The sequence below is a fragment of the Methylobacterium sp. 275MFSha3.1 genome (assembly GCF_900108435.1).
Taxonomy (GTDB): domain Bacteria; phylum Pseudomonadota; class Alphaproteobacteria; order Rhizobiales; family Beijerinckiaceae; genus Methylobacterium.
The window spans coordinates 95676-112964 of the sequence record NZ_FNWP01000013.1 but is presented as its reverse complement, the minus strand read 5'-3'; the positions used below and the strand labels follow the sequence as shown (position 1 = coordinate 112964).

Sequence of the window (17289 nt, the reverse complement as noted above, 5' to 3'; positions counted from 1 at the left end):
CTCAGCCGCGGCTCGCCACCGCCACGCCGAGGGCGGCGAGCGCCATGCCGGCGCCCTGCACGGGGGTCAGCACCTCGCCGAACAGCAGGTAACCGAGGACGGCCGCGACCGGCGGCACGAGGAAGAACAGGGCGGCGACGCCCGCCACCGCGCCCCGCCGGATCAGCACCAGCAGCAGCAGGATCCCGGCGACCGAGTTGACCAAGACCGCCCAGCTGAGGCCGAGCCACAGGGCGGGCGCCGGATCGAACGCGGTGCCGCCGAAGGCGAGCGCCAGCGGGATGGCGCAGGCCATGCCGCCGACGAACTGGAGGGTCGCGCCGGCCAGGAGATCGACCTGGCCGCCGGTGCGCTTCTGCCAGAGCGTGCCGAGGGTCAGCGCCAGCACCCCCAGGAGGCTGACGGCCAGCGCCGCCGGCGGGATCCCGGACGGGTCCGTGGCGCCGAGCTTCGGGGCGAGCACGAGGCCGGTGCCGACGAAGCCCATGAGGATCCCGAGCGCCCGCCGGCCGCTGACGCGCTCGCCCAGCAGCGGCTGCGCCAGGAGCGCGGTGAGCAGCGGCTGGAGGCTGCCGACGAGCGCCGCGATGCCGGCCGGCAGCCCGTGGCTCACCGCCCAGAAGACGCCCGACAGGTAGACGCCCTGCATCAGGAAGCCCGCGACGACCGGGTCGCGCCACCCCGCCCGGTCCGCCGGCCAGCGCACCCGGGCGGCCGCGGCGATCAGGGCCAGCACCAGGGCGACGGCCGTGAAGCGGATTGCGGTGAAGGCCAGCGGATCGACGTGCGGCACGACCGCCCGGGCCGAGATGAAGCCCGTGGCCCAGATCGGGATGAACAGCGCCGGGAGAGCGCCGGACGCGAGCGTCGACGGGCGGGAGAGCGTAGGCATGGCCGCCGGACGGAGCATGCCGGCGCGCCCGGCGCAACGGTGATCTCGTCCGCGGGGCGCGACCGGCACCGGCGTGGCGCGGACGCGTCACCGGCCGCCGATCGGGACCGGAGCGGGCCGACGGCGTTGACGCGCGGGTGCCGGCGCCGTTCATCGGCGGACCTCTCCCGGAGAGGGCCGCCCCGAGGATCGCGCGATCGAGGATCGTTGGACACCCGTGAAACCCCTCCGCAGCGGATTACAGGTCATGGGCGTCGCCGCGCAGCGCTTCGTCTCCCATGACGGCTGGGCGATCGCGAGCCACATCGCGCTCTCGAGCCTGACCTCGCTGTTCCCGTTCCTGATCCTGCTGGCGGCGCTCGCCGGCCTGTTCGGCACCCAGTCGCTGGCCGACGAGGCCGGGGTGCTGATCTTCGACGCGTGGCCGCGGGAGATCGCCAAGCCGATCGTCGGCGAGGTGCACCGGGTGCTCACCGAGCAGCGCAGCGGCGTGCTGACGCTCGGCGCGCTGTTCGCCCTGTACTTCTCCTCCTCGGGCGTCGAGAGCCTGCGGGTCGGGTTGAACCGGGCCTACGGCCTGCGCGAGAGCCGGCCCTGGTGGCTGACCCGCCTCGAATCGATCGGCTACGTGATCTGCGGAGCCTTCGCGATGCTGGCCTTCGCGCTGCTCGTGGTGCTGGGGCCGCTGATCTGGCGCAACGTCGTCCTAGTGGCGCCGGGCCTGGAGCCCCTGAGCCTCACGGTGGCGATCGGGCGGATCGCCGTCACAGCCCTGCTGCTCGCCGTTGTGCTGGTCATCGCCCACAAGTTCGTCGCGGCCGGGCGGCGCTCGATCCTGTCGGTGCTGCCGGGGATCGGGGTGACCCTGCTCCTGTGGTTCTTCGCCGGCCTCGGCTTCGGCTACTATCTGGACCGGTTCTCCAACGCCTACGCGTCGACCTACGGGGGGCTGGCCACCGCGATGGTGTTCCTGGTCTTCCTCTACTGGCTCGCCGCCATGTTCCTGTTCGGCGGCGAGATCAACGGCACGGTGATCGCCGCCCGCCGCACCCGCCTGCAGGCGAAGATGCTGGCGCGCCGGGCCGAGATGGAGGGCCGCCGGGCCGGGACGGGGGTCCCGGGACCGGGCGCCTGACGCCTCTCGGCCCCCGCCCCGACGACGCGGTGGCCCCGGCGGCGGCGGCTCACGCCGCCAGCGCCAGCCCCTCGTCCTCCTCCGCCTGGGCCGCCATGAACTGCGCCCGGGCGAGCTCGGCGAACCTGCCGTCCTGCGCGACCAGGTCGTCGAAGGTGCCGGCCTCGACGATCCGGCCCTCGTGGAACACCAGGATGCGGTCGGCGTCGCGGATCGTCGCGAGGCGGTGGGCGATGACGAAGGTGGTCCGCCCCTCCATCACGGTCTCCAGGGCGCCCTGGAGCTTGCGCTCGGTGGCGGCGTCCAGCGCCGAGGTCGCCTCGTCGAGGATCAGGATCGGCGGGTTCTTCAGGAGGGCCCGGGCGATCGAGAGCCGCTGGCGCTCGCCGCCCGAGAGCGACCGGCCGCGCTCGCCGATCACCGTGTCGAGCCCGTCGGCCTGGCGCGCCATGAAGGCGCTGGCCTGGGCGCGCTCCAGCGCGTCGAGCATCTCGGCGTCGGTGGCGTCGGGGCAGCCGACCTGCAGATTCTCGCGGATCGAGCGGGCGAACAGCATCGGCTCCTGGAACACCACGCCGATGTTGTGGCGCAGCGAGGCGAGGCCGACGTCGCGGATGTCCATGCCGTCGATCCGGATCGCGCCGGAGGCCGGGTCGAAGCTGCGGTGCAGGAGGCCGAGCGTCGTCGACTTGCCCGAGCCGGTGGTCCCGACCAGCGCGATCGTCTCGCCGGGCTTGGCGGTGAACGAGACCCCGTCGAGCGCCGGGCGCCTTCCGTCGTACGAGAAGGCGACGTCCTCGAAGCTGACCGCGCCCTCGAAGCGGGCGACCTGCCGGGCGTGCGGCCGGTCGGCCACCGCCGGGACGGTGTCGTAGATCTCGAAGAACTCGGCGATCTTCGGCGCCTGCTGGAACAGGCCGTTGACGAAGCCGACCACGTGGTCGAGCCGGGCCACGAAGGCGGTGGCGAGGCTCATGAAGGCCACGACCTCGCCCACCGTGGTGGTGCCGGCCTGGTAGAGCCAGATGCCGGTGACGAAGATCGCCGTCATGGTAATGGTCGCGGAGGCGCGGGTCGCCACGTTGGCGAGCGCCCACCAGGACAGGACCGGGATCTGAGCGGCGAGCAGGTTGGTGATGATGCCGCGCATCGCCTCCTTCTCGGCCTTGGCGCGGGTGAAGGACTGGATCACCGCGACGTTGCCGAGGGCGTCCGAGGCGTGGGCGGCCAGCCCCGAGTTGAATTCCTCGACCTGGCCCTGGAGCGCCTCGGTCCGGCGCATCACGAAGGTGGTGAGCGCCGTGAAGGCTAGCACCAGCACCACCAGGATCGCGCCGAGCTGCCAGTTGATGAACAGGGTCATCGGCAGGAGCACGCCGAGCGAGACCAGGGCGACGAGGTGATCGCGGAAGAAGCCGAGCCACAGCCACGCCATGCCGTTCGTGCCCTCCAGCATCGCCTTCAGGACGCGGCCGGAATGGTTGGCCGAGTGGAAGGCGAGCGGCAGGTCGAGGACGTGCTCGAAGTAGCTCGCCATCGACGACAGCCGGTTGCGGTGCGCGAGCCGGTCGGCGTGGAGCGCGATGAACACGCCCGCCGCGATGGTGAAGAAGCCGAACGCCACCCAGGCGGCGAGCAGGGGCAGCATCGTGCCCATGGCGTCGCCGCCGCGCTTGAGATGGGTCAGCTGGTCGATGATCCGGCCCATCAGCAGGGGCTCGGCGAAGGCCGCGATCGCCAGGACCACGTTGGTGACGGCCAGGCCTATCGCCAGCCGCCGCTCCGCCTTCAGAAATCCCAGGACCCGCCCGTACAGACGAACCATCGTACCGCTCCGCCACCCCTGGCGCGGCCCGTGTGACCCGGGTCTCACGCCTTCACCGAGGAGGTCCGCGCGGCCGGCATGCGTGCCGGATCCGCGTCAAACCCCTCGTACGAAACGGGTATGCCAGCGCCTGCCTGAACGGGCGATGACGGGCCGATACAGGTTCGAAACAGTCGCCTTTACGGTTGCTTCAGCAAAGTTTCCCGAAGCTTAGCGCGGACCCGCCGCGTCCCGGACGCGCGGGCGGTGCCCGACGGCTCGGCGGCGTCGACGCGGCGTTCGCGCCGTTCATGATCGACGGCGTCCGGCTGTCCGGACGACCGATTCGCCTCTCGCCGGCGAGGCCCCCTCCATGCCGGCCGACCGGCGGGGTGCCGCTACTTCGCGGTGAGGAGCGCCCAGTAGACCTTGTACTTCGAGCCCGGGGCGTAGGCGGTGGCGATCCCCATCCGGGTCGCCCCGGGCGCCAGCATGGTGGCGTCGTGGGGCGGGCTCTCGCGCCAGCCCGAGAAGGCCTCGGCCAGGGTGTGGTAGCCCGCCGAGAGGTTGGCGTTGACGCTCGCGTAGCCGAGCCGCTCAACGGCGGCCTTGACGGTCTGGGCCCGGCTCGGCCGGTCGGCGAGCGCCATGGCGGCCGCCTCGGCCTCGGCGAGGCGCTGCAGTTCGGGATCGACCGTCAGCGGCGGCGCGCCGCGGTTGCGGCGGTAGGACGAGATCATGTCGCGGGCCGCCTCGACGTCGATATGCGCGCTGTTGCTGGCGAGCGGCAGGTAGATGCTCGGCAGCCCGGCGCTGCTCGGCGGCTGGGCGGCGCAGCCGCCCAGAAGCGCCGCCGCCATCGCGGCCGGACCGACCATCCGGGCTCCGGTCCTGATCCGGGCGAGCCCGCGCCCCGCATGTCGACCGTCCCGATCGCGTCTCGTCACGTTTCACCCATCCCTGCGACGGCCCCACCGCCCAGCCGCCATATAGGGGCTGCCGCTCGGCCGCGCATCGGACAGTTAGGGCTTCCTCAAAGGCCCTCCGTCTAAAATTGCACACCGATGACGACCGCGCGTTCCCTGACCCCGGTGGATCCACCCCGCGACCGACCCGTCGGCGGGTGCGCGGACCCGTCGGCAGCGTCTGAGGCGGCGTCGGAGGCCGCGGCCGCGCGCGCCCTCGAGCGGACGATCCTCCGCCAGCAGGCCGGCCTGCTGGCGCGGCAGGAGCGTGCCCTGGCGGCCGCCGGGATAGGCCTCTGGTCCTGCCGCCTGCGCGACGGCGCCCTCGACTGGTCCGGGGGCGTCCACGACCTGTTCGGCGTCCGCCGGGGCGCGGCGCTGCACCGGCCCCGGATCCTGGACCTCTACGAGCCGACCTCGCGGCGCCTGCTGGAGGCGCTCCGGCACCGGGCGATCGCCGGGAGCGGCGCCTTCGTGCTCGACGCAGAGATCCAGGCCGGGGGCCGGCGGCGCTGGATCCGGATCCGCGCCGCGGTCGAGGCCGAGGACGGGCGCCCCGCCCGCCTGTTCGGAACCAAGCAGGACGTCACCGAGGAGATCGCCCGGCTGGCCGAGCTGAGCCGGCGCGCCGAGCGCGACCCGCTCACCGGGCTGGCGAACCGCCGCGGCTTCGAGGCGCGATTCGAGGCGCGGTTCGAGGCCGGGACGGGCGGCGCCGGTCCGGATCCCCTCGGCGCCCTGCTGCTGATCGACCTCGACGGGTTCAAGCCGGTCAACGACGTCCACGGCCACGCGGCCGGCGACCTGTGCCTCCGGCGCTCGGCCGCGCGGCTCGCCGCCGTCTGCCGGGACGCGGCCCTCGTGGCCCGCATCGGCGGCGACGAGTTCGCCGTGCTTCTGCGGGCGCCCGTCGACCCGCTCGCGCTGGTGGAGCGCGGCCGGCGCGTCGTCGCCGCCCTGAGCCGGCCGATCCCGTATCGCGGCCGGGAGTTGCGGATCGGCGCCTCCGTGGGGATCGCGGTGGGAGACGCCGCGGGGATGTCCAGCGGGCGCGGGGGCCGCGCCCGGCTGTTCGACCGGGCGGACGCGGCGCTCTACGCCGCCAAGGACGCGGGCGGGAACGCCGTCCGGATCGTCCTCGGCGGCGGCCGATCAGGCACCGGCGCTGCGCAGCCCGCGGTCGCGCTGGGGGCGGGCTGATTCGCCGCCCTCGGGAACCGCGGCCGGCTGGATGAAGCGGCTGGCGATCTCGCCCATGGCGCTCTGCATCGTGTCGAGGCCCTGCACGGTGACGATGCTGGAGCCGGGCCCGAGCGGCGGGATGAAGCCCGCCTCCGAGAGGGTCGCGAACACCGAGAAGTTCAGGTCGGTCACCACCTTCTGGCCGAGGCTCACGTCCACGATCCAGACGAGCAGCTCGAATTCCAGGAACGGGTCGCCGATCTTCTTGAACACCACCCGGGGCGGGGGCTCCTTCAGGACGTCGGAATGGCCCTGCGCGCAGGCCGTGATCATCTCGGCGGCGCGCACCGGGTCCTGGTTGCGCAGGACGCTGACCGTGATGCTGACGCGCCCGGTCCGGTCGCCCCGCACCCGGTTCTTCACCACCCCGGAGATCAGGTTCGAGTTCGGCACGATCACGGCCGAGCGGTCGAAGGTCTGGATCTCGGTGGAGCGCACCGAGATCCGCTTCACGATGCCCTCGGAATCGCCGATCACCACCTGGTCGCCGACCCGGATCGGGCGCTCCCACAGGAGCAGCAGGCCGGAGACGAAGTTGTTGACGATCGACTGGAGGCCGAAACCGATACCGACCGACAGGGCGCCGGCCACGATGGTGAGCTTCTCGAGGCTCAGGCCGAGATACGAGAAGGCGAGCGCCAGCGCGATCAGGAAGCCGCAATAGCCTGCCACCGTGGTGATCGAGTTGCGCAGGCCCGCGTCGAGGTCGGTGGCCGGCAGGTAGGTGTTCTCCAGCCAGCGCTGCACCCCGCGGGTGATGAACACGCCGACCACCAGGATGCCGATCCCGAAGGCGATGCTGGAGAGCGAGATCGTGACGTCGCCGACCTTGAAGCCGAAGAAGGCCTGCCGGACCGACGAGACGATGTCGGTGGAATCGAGCCCCCAGGGCGCCAGCACGAGGACCGCCGCCGCCAGGAACAGGATGAGCCGGGTCGCGCCAGTCGTCAGGACCGAGATCTGGTTGAGCGAGCGCTTGCGCAGGCCGGTATTGGCCTGGAGCGTGGTGGCGAGCCGCGTCTCGTCGCTGAGGGCGCGGCCGACGAAGATATCGACGCTCTGGACCAGCAGGTAGAGCAGCACGAGGACGGCGGCGTCCCAGATCAGCTGGTCGATCAGGAAGGCCGCGAAGGCCACGTAGCCCACCAGGGCGCCGAGCCCGATCAGCGCCACCGCGGCCCAGCCCAGGAGCCGCGCCGGCCCGCCGATGCCCGTCGTGGTCTTGGTCGGCACGTAGGGGCCGAAGCAGGCCTCCTCCTCCTGCTCGGTGTCGGCGAAGCGGTGGAGGCCGACCGCCAGGATCAGCGCGGTGGCGACCGCCCCGAGGCCCCGCGTGGCGATGGAGATCGGCAGGGCCGCCGAGATCCCGGAATTCAGGGCCTCGACGGACTTCACCACGGTGATCACCGTGGCGATGCCGACGGCGAGCCGGGTCAGGCGGGTGGCCGCCGCGTCGCTCACCGGGGCGGGCCGCCACGCCGGCTTCTCGGGGCTGAGCAGCCCGTCGCAGAGGGCCTCCACGAAGGCGATGAAGGCCAGCCCTCCGAGGATCGCGGCGGCGACCGGCAGGAGCCGGGACGGCAGCAGGTTGGTGGAATCGAGGGCGTAGTAGACCGCATAGGACCCGGCCACGGCCGGCACGGTGCCGAGCAGGATCACCCGCCAGGCGGCGAGCATCACGGCGCGCCGCGACGGGTCGGTCTTGGTGGCATCCCGGCGGGCGCCCTTGGGGGCGATGTTGCGCCGGCCGAAATACAGCGCCACCGAGATCCCGAAGGCGAGCCCCAAGAACAGCAGGTTGGCGAGGTTGCCGTTGCGGGAAAACAGCAGCCCGATATCCGACACGGCGCTCTGCAGGGCGCGCGTGTCCCGGGGGACGTCGCCCATCACCTTGGTCCAGAGACCGGGGCCGACCAGCGGCTGGGAGCGCTGGAGCAGGTCGCGGGTGAACGATTCGCGGCGGCGATTCGAGACACGGTCGACGATCTGGTCGCCCTGCACCACCAGGGAGCGGGCGAGGCGCTGGGTCTCGTCGATGCGGGTGACGGCGGCCTCGCGCTCGGCGCGCTCGGCGGCGACGTCGGCGCTCTCCTGGGTATCCTTGGGTTTCGGCCCGAGCTGAGCCAGGCGCTCGCGCGCGGCCTCCAGCGGCGCGTCGAGCCGGGTGACCAGGGTGCGGATCTCGTCGGTGACCGTCACGGCGCTGTCGCGGATGGCGGTGAGGTCGGCCACCGTCAGCTCCGTGTGGCCGAGCTGCTTCTCGCGGGCGTCGAGCTCGGTCTTGGCGGCGTCGAGCTTGGCTCGGACCTTCTTGAACTGCTCGGGAACCTCGGCCTTGGCGGCCGGCGGGGGCGCGGGCTTCGCGTCGGCGGGTTTCGCGTCGGGCGCCTTCGCGTCGGGCGCCTTGCCGTCCGCGGGCTTGGCGTCGGGCGCGGCCTTGGTGTCGGCGGACTTGTGATCGGCGGGCTTCTGATCGGAAGACTTGGCGGCGGGCGCCGGATCCTGGGCGAAGGCCGGCAGGGTCAGGGCCGCCGGGGTTGCGAACACCAGCGCGGCGAGCAGGGCGAGTGCGCGGGACGGGCGCGGCGCGCCCTCCGGCTTCCGGGTCCGCGCTGGGATACGATGCATGAGCAACCTCTCGTCGGGCGCGCGGCGGCCGGCCGGAGTCCGGCATCGGCGAATCGGCGGCGATCAGGGACCGGGCGGGCCTCCTGGCGGCCGGGCGCTCTGGGCGAGCAATAGGGCGAAACCGTGCCGCTGCCCACCCCGGGCCGGATCCCGCGCCGGGTCCCGCCCCCGCGAGCCCGCTGTGGGTGCGTCCCCGGGGCTCATCCGGAAAAGCTTCACAAGGGTGTCACGCTGGGATTAGATGAACACCTGATGGACAGGGCCTTTTCGTTGCTACGCGAAAGGGCGCGGCCGGTGGCGATACCGGCCCGGCCCGGCCGCGTTCCGGATGCTACCGCATCGACCGGCGCCCCCGCGCGCCGGCCCGCCGCCCTGTTGTTCCCTCCGTCTATCCCGTCAAGCCGTCGCTCCGCGCGCCGGCCCGTCCCGTATCGGCCCCGGGCCGGTTCGGACGGGCCGGCGGGGCGGCGGCATGGTCCCGCGCGTCCCACGCGCCAGAGCTAGTCCGAAGAGTCGCGCCGATGATGGATCTCCAAACCCTCGTCCTCAACGCGGATTATCGGCCGCTCTCGTACAATCCGCTCTCCCTCTGGTCGTGGAAGGACGCCTTCACGGCCCTGTTCCTCGACCGCGTCACCCTGGTGGCGAGCTACGACGTCGAGGCGCGCTCGCCCTCGCGCGCCCTGCGGGTGCCGAGCGTCGTGGCGCTGAAGAACTACGTGGCGCTGGCCCGCAGCCCGGCCTTCACCCGCTACAACATCTACCTGCGCGACGGTTTCAGCTGCCAGTATTGCGGCCTGCGGCTGCCCTCGGGCGGCCTGACCTTCGACCACGTGGTGCCGCGCTCCCGGGGCGGCCTGTCGAGCTGGGAGAACGTCGTGGCGGCCTGCTCGCCCTGCAACCTGCGCAAGGCCAACCGCACGCCGGACGAGGCGGACATGCCGCTGATGACCGAGCCCCGGCGGCCGACGCGCTACGAGCTGCACCACCGGCAGCCCGAGTTCGATCACCGCCAATACCATCACACCTGGCTCGACTACCTGTACTGGGACAGCGAGCTGGAGAGCTGAGGGCGGCGCGGAGGCCTCACCAGGCCGGCTCGCGGCGGGGCGGCTCGTTGTACATCGGGACGTTGTGGTTGCGCGGCAGGTAGCCCCGCACCAGCACGGGCGGGGGGACGGCGGGAACGGACGGCACCGGACTCCGGTATCGAACGCTGCGCGGCGGATGCGGGTCGCGCGGCCAATCCGCCGCGACGGCGGGGTCGAGGAGCGGGCCGGCACCGAGCAGCAGGACGGTGAGCCGGATGGTGCGTGCGTGCTGCATGAACAGGCTCCCGCCGAAGCGCGGCATCAGAACTTGACGGCCGCGCCGGCCCGGACGGTGTTCAGGTTGACCTTGTGCCCGTCGAAACTGCTGAACAGCACGTACTGATACTCGGCGCGCAGGAGGATGTTCGGCGTGATCGCGTACTCGACGCCCGCTCCCGCCGCCACGCCGGCGGTGACCTTGGTCCTCGACTGCGTCTGGATCGAGGTGAACGGGGTCCCGTTGTAGGGCGCGCTCTGGTTGAAGCTCGTGTAGCCGTAATTGTTCACGTAGGTCGGCGTCCCGGCCAGAGTCGCGTTGTAGGCCGTCAGATTGAAGCCATAGTTCTGATAGCTCGTCGTATCGGCGACGCGCGCCCGACCGATGGCGATGCCGCCAGTGACATAGGGCAGGAAATTGCCCAGGGCGTAGCCGACCCGCGCGCGCAGCGTGCCGTAATCGTTGACCCGCGTCGCCGTGGATCCACTCAGGCTCACGGTATCGTAGCTGCCGGCGGCCGACATTTGGGTCCGCGCAAGACCATCGCTCGACACGCCCATCCGGCCGAAATTCGTGTAGTCCCCCTCGATGCCGAAGACGAACTCGTCGAACTGAACGTTGTAGCCCGCGAAGGCGCCGAAACTCGTGTCGCCGACTCGCCGCGATGGCGGGCTAAGGAGCGTCGAGGCGTGGAAGTCGGACTCACCCGTCGTGTTGTGCGAGTCCCGGTAGATCAGCGGTTGGAACGCGCCCTTGCTCCCCATGAGCGCGGAGGTGTAGCCGCCGTGGCCGCCGACATACACGCCGCTCCAGTCGACCACCGGGGCCGGGACCGGGTCGTAATCCGCGCCGCGCAGGTAATCGTAATCCAGATCCGCGGCGCGCGCGGTGTTCACGCCGCAGAGACCGAGAACCGCCAGCAGCGGGAAAGTGACGGTACGCATCGGGATCGTCCTGGGACGGAAAAGACGGACGGCGGATCGAGCCTCGACACGGTGATACGCCGGTAACCTTAATTCTCCGTTGCTCGACTGCGATAGGTCAGTCCCGATCCGGGGATGCCAGTCCTGGGACGTCGTGGCGGTTATTGGGTCGGCCAAGGACGGGCTGAGGACAGGCCGAGAACCGAGCCTGTCGCGACGGGGCGCCGAAACGCGAGACGGCGCGGAGACCCTCCGCGCCGTCGTCGTCCGTCAGGGGAATCGCGGTCGAGGCGCGATCAGTACTTGCGCACCAGCGGGCCGGGGATCGGCTCAGGCATCAGCGGCGGCAGCGGGGCCGCCACGAAGCCACCGAGGTAGTAGCGCAGGCCGATCTTCACGTCGTGCGCCTCGATGTCCTTGATCTTGATCGCCTGTAGGCTGCCGGTGCAGCACGGGACGAAGCCCGGGCCGGTCTCGGCCTTGCCGAGGTTCAGGTAGCGGTAGGCCACTTCGATCTTCAGCGCGTCGGTCACGTTGTAGGCGAGACCGGCGTGGAGCGCCCAGGCGAGGCTGCCGGTGGTCTTGTCCTTGTAGAACTTGCTGCCGCTGTTGGTGTTGTAGACCGGATTGCCGTTCGGGTCGTAGACCGGGGCGTACGGGATGCAGCCGCAGCCGGCATTGGTGTAATCGTACGCGTAGGTCGGGCTGGTGAACTGCTGGTTGGTCGAGTAGCTCGAGACGTGGTTGAATGCGTAGCCGACGCCGCCGCCGATGAACGGCGTGATGCCGTACCACGTGCCGAGGTCGAAATAGGCGTTGGCCAGCACCACCGCGGAGTCGAAGTTGCCGCTCGACTTGTTCACGCCGTACGAGCCGAGCCCATTGTCGAAATCCGGACCCTTGTAGTACTCGCTGCCGCGCAGGCCGGTGGAGTAGCGGTACTCACCGGTGATGTCGCCGCGCAGGAACGGGGTGAACTGGTAGCCGACGCCGACGCCCGCGAAACCGCCGCCGCCGACCGCGTTGCCGAAGGCGCGGTTGGACTCGGCGTAGCCGGTGTAGTCGTAGGCGTCGCTGTAGCGCGGACGGGTGTAGATGCTCGCGCCCACGTCGCCGCGCAGGTACCAGCCGCCGCCGACCTCGATCGGCGGGGGCGGCGGGGGCGGGGGCGGCGGGAGCATCAGATCCGCGGCCGCGGCGAGGCAGGGCGCACCGACGCTCGCCGCGAGCGTCAGGCTACGCACCAAAGCGTTCAGCTTGGAGCGGGCCATGAGGATTCCTTCACTGGACTCGTGAGCCGGACGCGCGGCGCGCGGTCCCGGGGTACGAGGGCAGGATGGAAGGAACGTCTTAAATCCGGCTTAACGTTAAATGTTAGGCTTGCGCATCCGTTGCCGAACTGTCGAAACGGATATCCGGGCGAGACTTGCTTGTTTCGGCTGCGCTGCGCCGCCGGGGTCAGCGCAGTTCTTCTGTGGGGGCCGGACGGCGCGGGGGCTGAGGCCGCATGGGACCCGACGACGTGCGCATCCTGGCGCTGATGCTGCCCGAGGCGGTAGCGGGCGCCCACAGCGGCAACCCGGATTTCCGGGTCGGCGGCCGGGTCTTCGCGACCCTCTGGGTCGAGGAGGCGCGGGTCGTGCTGCGCCTCGCGCCCGCCGATCAGGCCGCCCTCTGCGAGGCCGAGCCGGACCTGTTCGCGCCGCTCGACGGCGCCTGGGGGCGGCGGGGCTGGACCAATCTCGACCTCGACCCGTGCGCGGAGGAGATTCTGCGGGTGGCGCTGCTGGCGGCGTGGCGGATGACCGCACCCGCGGAGCTGCGCGCCGCCTACGCCGATCTGGGCTGACTCGGGCTGCCCCCTTCGGAGTCGAGCCGCGCCCCTCCGGGGCTCCGGCCTCAGGCCGCCGCGCGGGTGACGGCGTCGACCACCTCGTCGACCACCGCGTTGACGAGGCCGCGGTCGTCGCCCTCGGCCATGACGCGGATCACCGGCTCGGTGCCCGACGGGCGGATCACGAGGCGGCCGGCATTGCCGAGCCGCTCGCGGGCGTGCTCGATGGCGCTGACCACGCTGTCCTCGCGCAGGGGCTCGCCGCTCCGGTAGCGGACGTTCTTGAGGATCTGCGGCAGCGGGTCGAAGCAGTGGCAGACCTCGCTCACGGGCCGGTTCTGCCGCTGCACCACGCTCAGCAGCTGCAGGGCGGCCACGAGGCCGTCGCCGGTGGTCGTGTAGTCCGACATGATGATGTGGCCGGACTGCTCGCCGCCGAGGTTGTAGCCGTGCGCCCGCATGTGCTCGAGGACGTAGCGGTCCCCCACCGCCGTGCGGGCCAGGGTCAGGCCGAGACCGCCGAGGAAGCGCTCCAGGCCGAGATTCGACATGATCGTCGCCACCACGCCCGGCTGCGTCAGGCGCTCGTCCTCCTTCCAGGAGCGCGCCACGACGGCCATGAGCTGGTCGCCGTCGACCACCTGGCCCTTCTCGTCCACGATCAGCACCCGGTCGGCGTCGCCGTCCAGCGCGATGCCGATATCGGCCCGGCGCTCGCGCACCATGTCGATCAGGGCCGCGGGCGCGGTCGAGCCGACATCCCGGTTGATGTTGAACCCGTCCGGCTCGGTGCCGATGGCGATCACCTCGGCGCCGAGTTCCCACAGGGTCTCGGGGGCGACCCGGTAGGCCGCGCCGTTGGCGCAGTCGACCACGACCCGCAGCCCGTCCAGCGTCACCTGCCGCGGCAGGGTCCGCTTGGCGAACTCGATGTAGCGGGCGTGCACGCTCTCGATGCGCTTGGCCCGGCCGAGATCGTTGGAGCCGGACAGGCGCTTGTGCATGTCGGCGTCGATCAGCCCCTCGATCTCGTGCTCGATCGCGTCGTTGAGCTTGAAGCCGTCGGGCCCGAACAGCTTGATGCCGTTGTCCTCGAACGGGTTGTGCGAGGCCGAGATCATCACGCCGAGATCGGCCCGCATCGAGCGGGTCAGCATCGCCACGGCCGGCGTCGGCACCGGCCCGAGCAGCAGCACGTCCATGCCCACCGAGGTGAAGCCGGCGACGAGCGCGGTCTCGATCATGTAGCCGGAGAGGCGGGTGTCCTTGCCGATCACCACCCGGTGGCGGTGGTCACCGCGCTGGAACACGAGGCCGGCGGCCTGACCGACCTTGAGGGCGAGCTCCGGCGTGATCACGCCGTTGGCCCGGCCCCGGATGCCGTCGGTTCCGAAATACTTGCGCACCATCACGTCTCCGGCGCCCGGTCTCGCGGACCCGGCACAGCTTAGCAGATTATCGCGCCCGCCGGCGGCTCACCGGCCGGCAGAGTCAACGGGGTGCTCCCCGACAAAGGCGGTCGAAATGGGGCGCCCGGCGCGCTGCAGGAGCCGCGGCGCCGAGGCCGAGACCAGCGCGAGGCCCGAGACGGTCAGCAGGCCGAGCACGAGCCGGCGGAAGGCGACCTCGCTGAGGCCGAGATAGATCCGGGTGCCGAGCAGCGTCGGGACCAGCATCGCCGGCAGGACCACGGCCAGGATCGGCAGCGTCGCCCGGGTGACGAGCCCCGCGGCGAGGTAGGTCGCCAGGGTGACGCTGAGCATCGCGAGGTTGAAGTTCTGGATCACCGAGCGCTGCACGTCGCGCTCGTAGCGGCGCAGGGTGCACCAGAGGGTCGGCAGCACGCCCGTGAAGCCGCCGAGCCCGCCCATCATCCCGCCGCCGAGGCCCACCGCGGCGTCGGCGAGCCGGCCGCCGGCCGCGATCCGCGGCAGGTTCCGGGCGAACAGCATGGCCGGGCACCAGACGATCAGCAGCAGGCCGAGGAGCGTCTTGAACCAGTCGGCGTCGAGCCGCGGCAGCAGCAGGACGCCGAGGGGGATGCCGATGAGGCCGCCGAGGATGAAGGGCGCGAGGCGCCTGGTCTCGAACCCGCGCCGGACCGAGACCGCCGCGATGACCTGGCCCGTGAAGGCGCCGGAGACGGCCAGCACGGCGGCGAGCTGCGGGTCGATCACCCAGGCCCAGAACGACAGGGCCGTGAGGCCGAAGCCGAAGCCCGACAGGCCCTGGACGAAGCCGGCGACGACGGCGCCGAGGGCGACGACGAGATAGGTCGAGACCGGCATCGGGGGTTTCGCGGCGGCCTGTGGAAGGGACCTGTGTTTCCGATTCGGCGGAGTCCGCCGAGCCTCCGGCCAAGCTGACGCGCGCGATCCGCCGACAGGAGGGCCGGTTTGTCACGGGAGACGCGGCGACGATCACGCGTCGCCGGCGAACGCCGCCGCTGATGAGGGAGCGCGACGCGGCCCCGCGCGCGGTCCTGACAGCGTCCTGAAAGCGCGCCGAATCCGCACGCGCGTCGAAGGAGGCCGCACGGAACGAAAAAGGGCGCCTCGCGGCGCCCCCTTCGCTCGTCCGATTCCGCGACCTCAGGCCTGCGGCTGCGGCTCCAGGCCGCCGTCGCTCTCCTTCGGCCGGCCGCGGCCCGCCGAGGGGACCGAGGATCCCCGGGCCGGGGTCGGCGGCACGTCGCCGCCGTCGCGGATCGGGGGCTGGCCCTTGAGCAGGTTGCGGATCTCCTCGCCCGAGAGGGTCTCGTACTCGAGGAGCCCCTGGGCCAGGGCCTCCAGGTCGTCCTTGTGCTCGGCCAGGATGCGGCGCGCCTCCTCCAGGCCGGTCTCCACGAGGCGGCGGACCTCGGCGTCGATCTTCTGGGCGGTCGACTCGGAGACCGATTGCTGCCGGCCCATCGACATGCCGAGGAAGACCTCGTCGTTGTTGTCGCCGTACGCGACGGTGCCGAGCTCGGGGCTGAAGCCCCAGCGGGTCACCATCATCTTGGCGAGCCGCGTTGCCTGCTCGATGTCGGACTGCGCGCCCGAGGTCACCTTCTCGCGCCCGAAGATCATCTCCTCAGCGATGCGGCCGCCCATCATGATCGCCAGCCGCGAGGTCATCTGCTCGAAGCTCATGGAGAGCTTGTCGCGCTCGGGCAGCTGCATGACCATGCCCAGCGCCCGACCGCGCGGGATGATGGTCGCCTTGTGCACCGGGTCGGTGGCCGGGACGTTCAGCGCCACGATGGCGTGGCCGCCCTCGTGGTAGGCGGTGAGCCGCTTCTCGTCCTCGGTCATCACGAGGGTGCGCCGCTCGGCGCCCATCATGACCTTGTCCTTGGCGTCCTCGAACTCGTGCATCGTCACGATGCGTTTTCCGCGTCGAGCGGCGAGGAGCGCCGATTCGTTGACGAGGTTCATCAGGTCGGCGCCCGAGAAGCCCGGGGTGCCGCGCGCGATGGTCTTGAGGTCGACGTCGGGGGCCAGCGGCACCTTGCGGACGTGGACGCGCAGGATGCGCTCGCGGCCGGTGACGTCCGGGTTCGGCACCATGATCTGGCGGTCGAAGCGGCCGGGCCGCAGCAGCGCCGGGTCGAGTACGTCGGGGCGGTTGGTCGCCGCGATGATGATGACGCCCTCGTTGGCCTCGAAGCCGTCCATCTCCACGAGGAGCTGGTTGAGGGTCTGCTCGCGCTCGTCGTTGCCGCCGCCGAGGCCGGCGCCGCGGTGGCGGCCGACCGCGTCGATCTCGTCGATGAAGATGATGCAGGGCGCGTTCTTCTTGGCCTGCTCGAACATGTCGCGCACGCGGCTGGCGCCGACGCCCACGAACATCTCGACGAAGTCGGAGCCCGAGATGGTGAAGAACGGCACGTTGGCCTCGCCCGCGACCGCCCGGGCGATCAGGGTCTTACCGGTGCCGGGCGGGCCGACGAGCAGCACGCCGCGCGGGATCCGACCGCCGAGCCGCTGGAACTTCTGCGGGTCGCGCAGGAACTCGACGATCTCCTGCAGGTCCTCCTTGGCCTCCTCGACGCCGGCGACGTCGTCGAACGACACCCGGCCGTGGGCCTCGTTCAGGAGCTTGGCCTTCGACTTGCCGAAGCCCATGGCGCGGCCGGCGCCGGACTGCATCTGGCGCGAGAGGAAGATCCAGGCGCCGATGAAGACGAGGATCGGCAGCCAGCTCACCAGCAGCTGGATGAACCAGGGGGTGTTGTCGGACGGCGGGCGGGCGGTGATCTGCACGCCCTTGCCCTGGAGCTTGGAGACCAGGCTCGGGTCGTTGGGCGCGTAGCTCGTGAAGTTACCGCCGCCCACGTAGGTGCCGGACACGTCCTGCCCGGAGATCACCACCGACTGGATCTTGCCGGCATCGGCGTCGTTCAGGAGCTGGCTGTAGGCGATCTCGCTGCCGCCGCCCCGGTGACCCGGGTTCTGGAACAGGGTGACGAGGGCCAGCACCAGCAGGAAGATGACGACCCACAAGGCAAAGTTGCGAAAATTCGGGTTCATCGATTAATCCCTGGCGCGTGCGACCCCCAGGACGGACCCGCCAC

At 71.4% G+C, this 17289-nt stretch carries 14 protein-coding genes; 4 read left to right on the top strand and 10 right to left on the bottom strand.

Annotation, left to right across the window (positions count from 1 at the left end; genetic code table 11):
- Position 1 precedes the first annotated feature (1 nt).
- Positions 2-910, bottom strand: coding sequence for a DMT family transporter (locus BLW78_RS17040; protein WP_042675836.1), 909 nt, complete (start codon positions 908-910; stop codon positions 2-4).
- Between the two features lie 229 nt (positions 911-1139).
- Here BLW78_RS17040 and BLW78_RS17035 point away from each other — a divergent pair, with 229 nt between their 5' ends.
- On the top strand, positions 1140-2027 hold the full coding sequence (locus BLW78_RS17035; RefSeq protein WP_056533709.1) for a YihY/virulence factor BrkB family protein: 888 nt from the start codon (positions 1140-1142) through the stop codon (positions 2025-2027).
- 49 nt (positions 2028-2076) lie between these two features.
- Here BLW78_RS17035 and BLW78_RS17030 read toward each other — a convergent pair whose 3' ends face one another.
- Both BLW78_RS17030 and BLW78_RS17025 read right to left on the bottom strand, forming a co-directional pair.
- Positions 2077-3852, bottom strand: a complete 1776-nt coding sequence (locus BLW78_RS17030) for a glucan ABC transporter ATP-binding protein/ permease (RefSeq protein ID WP_091680987.1) — start codon at positions 3850-3852, stop codon at positions 2077-2079.
- A 377-nt stretch (positions 3853-4229) separates the two neighbouring features.
- Complete coding sequence (locus tag BLW78_RS17025; protein WP_091680985.1) at positions 4230-4709, bottom strand: CAP domain-containing protein; 480 nt, start codon at positions 4707-4709, stop codon at positions 4230-4232.
- Positions 4710-4895: 186 nt separating this feature from the next.
- Between BLW78_RS17025 and BLW78_RS17020 the strand changes: the two genes are divergently transcribed.
- A complete protein-coding gene (locus BLW78_RS17020; RefSeq protein ID WP_091680984.1) occupies positions 4896-5996 on the top strand; it encodes a GGDEF domain-containing protein in 1101 nt (366 codons plus the stop codon).
- On the opposite strand, the gene BLW78_RS17015 is transcribed toward BLW78_RS17020, so the two are convergent.
- A complete protein-coding gene (locus tag BLW78_RS17015; RefSeq protein WP_091680982.1) occupies positions 5949-8666 on the bottom strand; it encodes a DUF3772 domain-containing protein in 2718 nt (905 codons plus the stop codon). The two genes, BLW78_RS17020 and BLW78_RS17015, sit on opposite strands and share 48 nt — an antisense overlap.
- A 521-nt stretch (positions 8667-9187) precedes the next feature.
- Here BLW78_RS17015 and BLW78_RS17010 point away from each other — a divergent pair.
- Entirely contained in the window at positions 9188-9736 is a 549-nt protein-coding gene (locus BLW78_RS17010; RefSeq protein ID WP_020094004.1) for an HNH endonuclease, read from the top strand.
- A 16-nt stretch (positions 9737-9752) separates the two neighbouring features.
- On the opposite strand, the gene BLW78_RS17005 is transcribed toward BLW78_RS17010, so the two are convergent.
- The 3 genes from BLW78_RS17005 to BLW78_RS16995 form a co-directional block, all read right to left on the bottom strand.
- On the bottom strand, positions 9753-9992 hold the full coding sequence (locus tag BLW78_RS17005) for a hypothetical protein (protein WP_026605058.1): 240 nt from the start codon (positions 9990-9992) through the stop codon (positions 9753-9755).
- A 26-nt stretch (positions 9993-10018) separates the two neighbouring features.
- Positions 10019-10918, bottom strand: a complete 900-nt coding sequence (locus BLW78_RS17000; protein ID WP_020094006.1) for an outer membrane protein — start codon at positions 10916-10918, stop codon at positions 10019-10021.
- Positions 10919-11193: 275 nt separating this feature from the next.
- On the bottom strand, positions 11194-12168 hold the full coding sequence (locus BLW78_RS16995) for an outer membrane protein (RefSeq protein WP_020094007.1): 975 nt from the start codon (positions 12166-12168) through the stop codon (positions 11194-11196).
- 236 nt (positions 12169-12404) lie between these two features.
- Here BLW78_RS16995 and BLW78_RS16990 point away from each other — a divergent pair, with 236 nt between their 5' ends.
- Complete coding sequence (locus BLW78_RS16990; protein ID WP_091680980.1) at positions 12405-12746, top strand: MmcQ/YjbR family DNA-binding protein; 342 nt, start codon at positions 12405-12407, stop codon at positions 12744-12746.
- 50 nt (positions 12747-12796) lie between these two features.
- Here BLW78_RS16990 and glmM read toward each other — a convergent pair whose 3' ends face one another.
- The 3 genes from glmM to ftsH all read right to left on the bottom strand — a co-directional run bounded on the left by glmM (position 12797) and on the right by ftsH (position 17245).
- Positions 12797-14137 (bottom strand): phosphoglucosamine mutase, encoded by a 1341-nt coding sequence (gene glmM, locus BLW78_RS16985; RefSeq protein WP_026605059.1) that lies wholly within the window; start codon positions 14135-14137, stop codon positions 12797-12799.
- 69 nt (positions 14138-14206) lie between these two features.
- Positions 14207-15019: a sulfite exporter TauE/SafE family protein gene (locus tag BLW78_RS16980; protein ID WP_091680978.1), complete on the bottom strand. Its 813-nt coding sequence runs from the start codon at positions 15017-15019 to the stop codon at positions 14207-14209.
- A 303-nt stretch (positions 15020-15322) separates the two neighbouring features.
- Complete coding sequence (ftsH, locus tag BLW78_RS16975) at positions 15323-17245, bottom strand: ATP-dependent zinc metalloprotease FtsH (RefSeq protein WP_012321255.1); 1923 nt, start codon at positions 17243-17245, stop codon at positions 15323-15325.
- Positions 17246-17289: the final 44 nt, after the last annotated feature.

Bases quoted from the DNA above. Each gene is read 5' to 3' on its own strand.
- BLW78_RS17030 (WP_091680987.1), bottom strand. From the start codon at position 3,852: ATGGTTCGTCTGTACGGGCGGGTCCTGGGATTTCTGAAGGCGGAGCGG.
- BLW78_RS16995 (WP_020094007.1), bottom strand. From the start codon at position 12,168: ATGGCCCGCTCCAAGCTGAACGCTTTGGTGCGTAGCCTGACGCTCGCG.
- BLW78_RS17025 (WP_091680985.1), bottom strand. From the start codon at position 4,709: ATGGTCGGTCCGGCCGCGATGGCGGCGGCGCTTCTGGGCGGCTGCGCC.
- BLW78_RS17010 (WP_020094004.1), top strand. From the start codon at position 9,188: ATGATGGATCTCCAAACCCTCGTCCTCAACGCGGATTATCGGCCGCTC.
- BLW78_RS17020 (WP_091680984.1), top strand. From the start codon at position 4,896: ATGACGACCGCGCGTTCCCTGACCCCGGTGGATCCACCCCGCGACCGA.
- BLW78_RS17040 (WP_042675836.1), bottom strand. From the start codon at position 910: ATGCTCCGTCCGGCGGCCATGCCTACGCTCTCCCGCCCGTCGACGCTC.
- BLW78_RS17015 (WP_091680982.1), bottom strand. From the start codon at position 8,666: ATGCATCGTATCCCAGCGCGGACCCGGAAGCCGGAGGGCGCGCCGCGC.
- BLW78_RS17035 (WP_056533709.1), top strand. From the start codon at position 1,140: ATGGGCGTCGCCGCGCAGCGCTTCGTCTCCCATGACGGCTGGGCGATC.
- BLW78_RS16980 (WP_091680978.1), bottom strand. From the start codon at position 15,019: ATGCCGGTCTCGACCTATCTCGTCGTCGCCCTCGGCGCCGTCGTCGCC.
- BLW78_RS16990 (WP_091680980.1), top strand. From the start codon at position 12,405: ATGGGACCCGACGACGTGCGCATCCTGGCGCTGATGCTGCCCGAGGCG.
- ftsH (WP_012321255.1), bottom strand. From the start codon at position 17,245: ATGAACCCGAATTTTCGCAACTTTGCCTTGTGGGTCGTCATCTTCCTG.
- BLW78_RS17000 (WP_020094006.1), bottom strand. From the start codon at position 10,918: ATGCGTACCGTCACTTTCCCGCTGCTGGCGGTTCTCGGTCTCTGCGGC.
- BLW78_RS17005 (WP_026605058.1), bottom strand. From the start codon at position 9,992: ATGCAGCACGCACGCACCATCCGGCTCACCGTCCTGCTGCTCGGTGCC.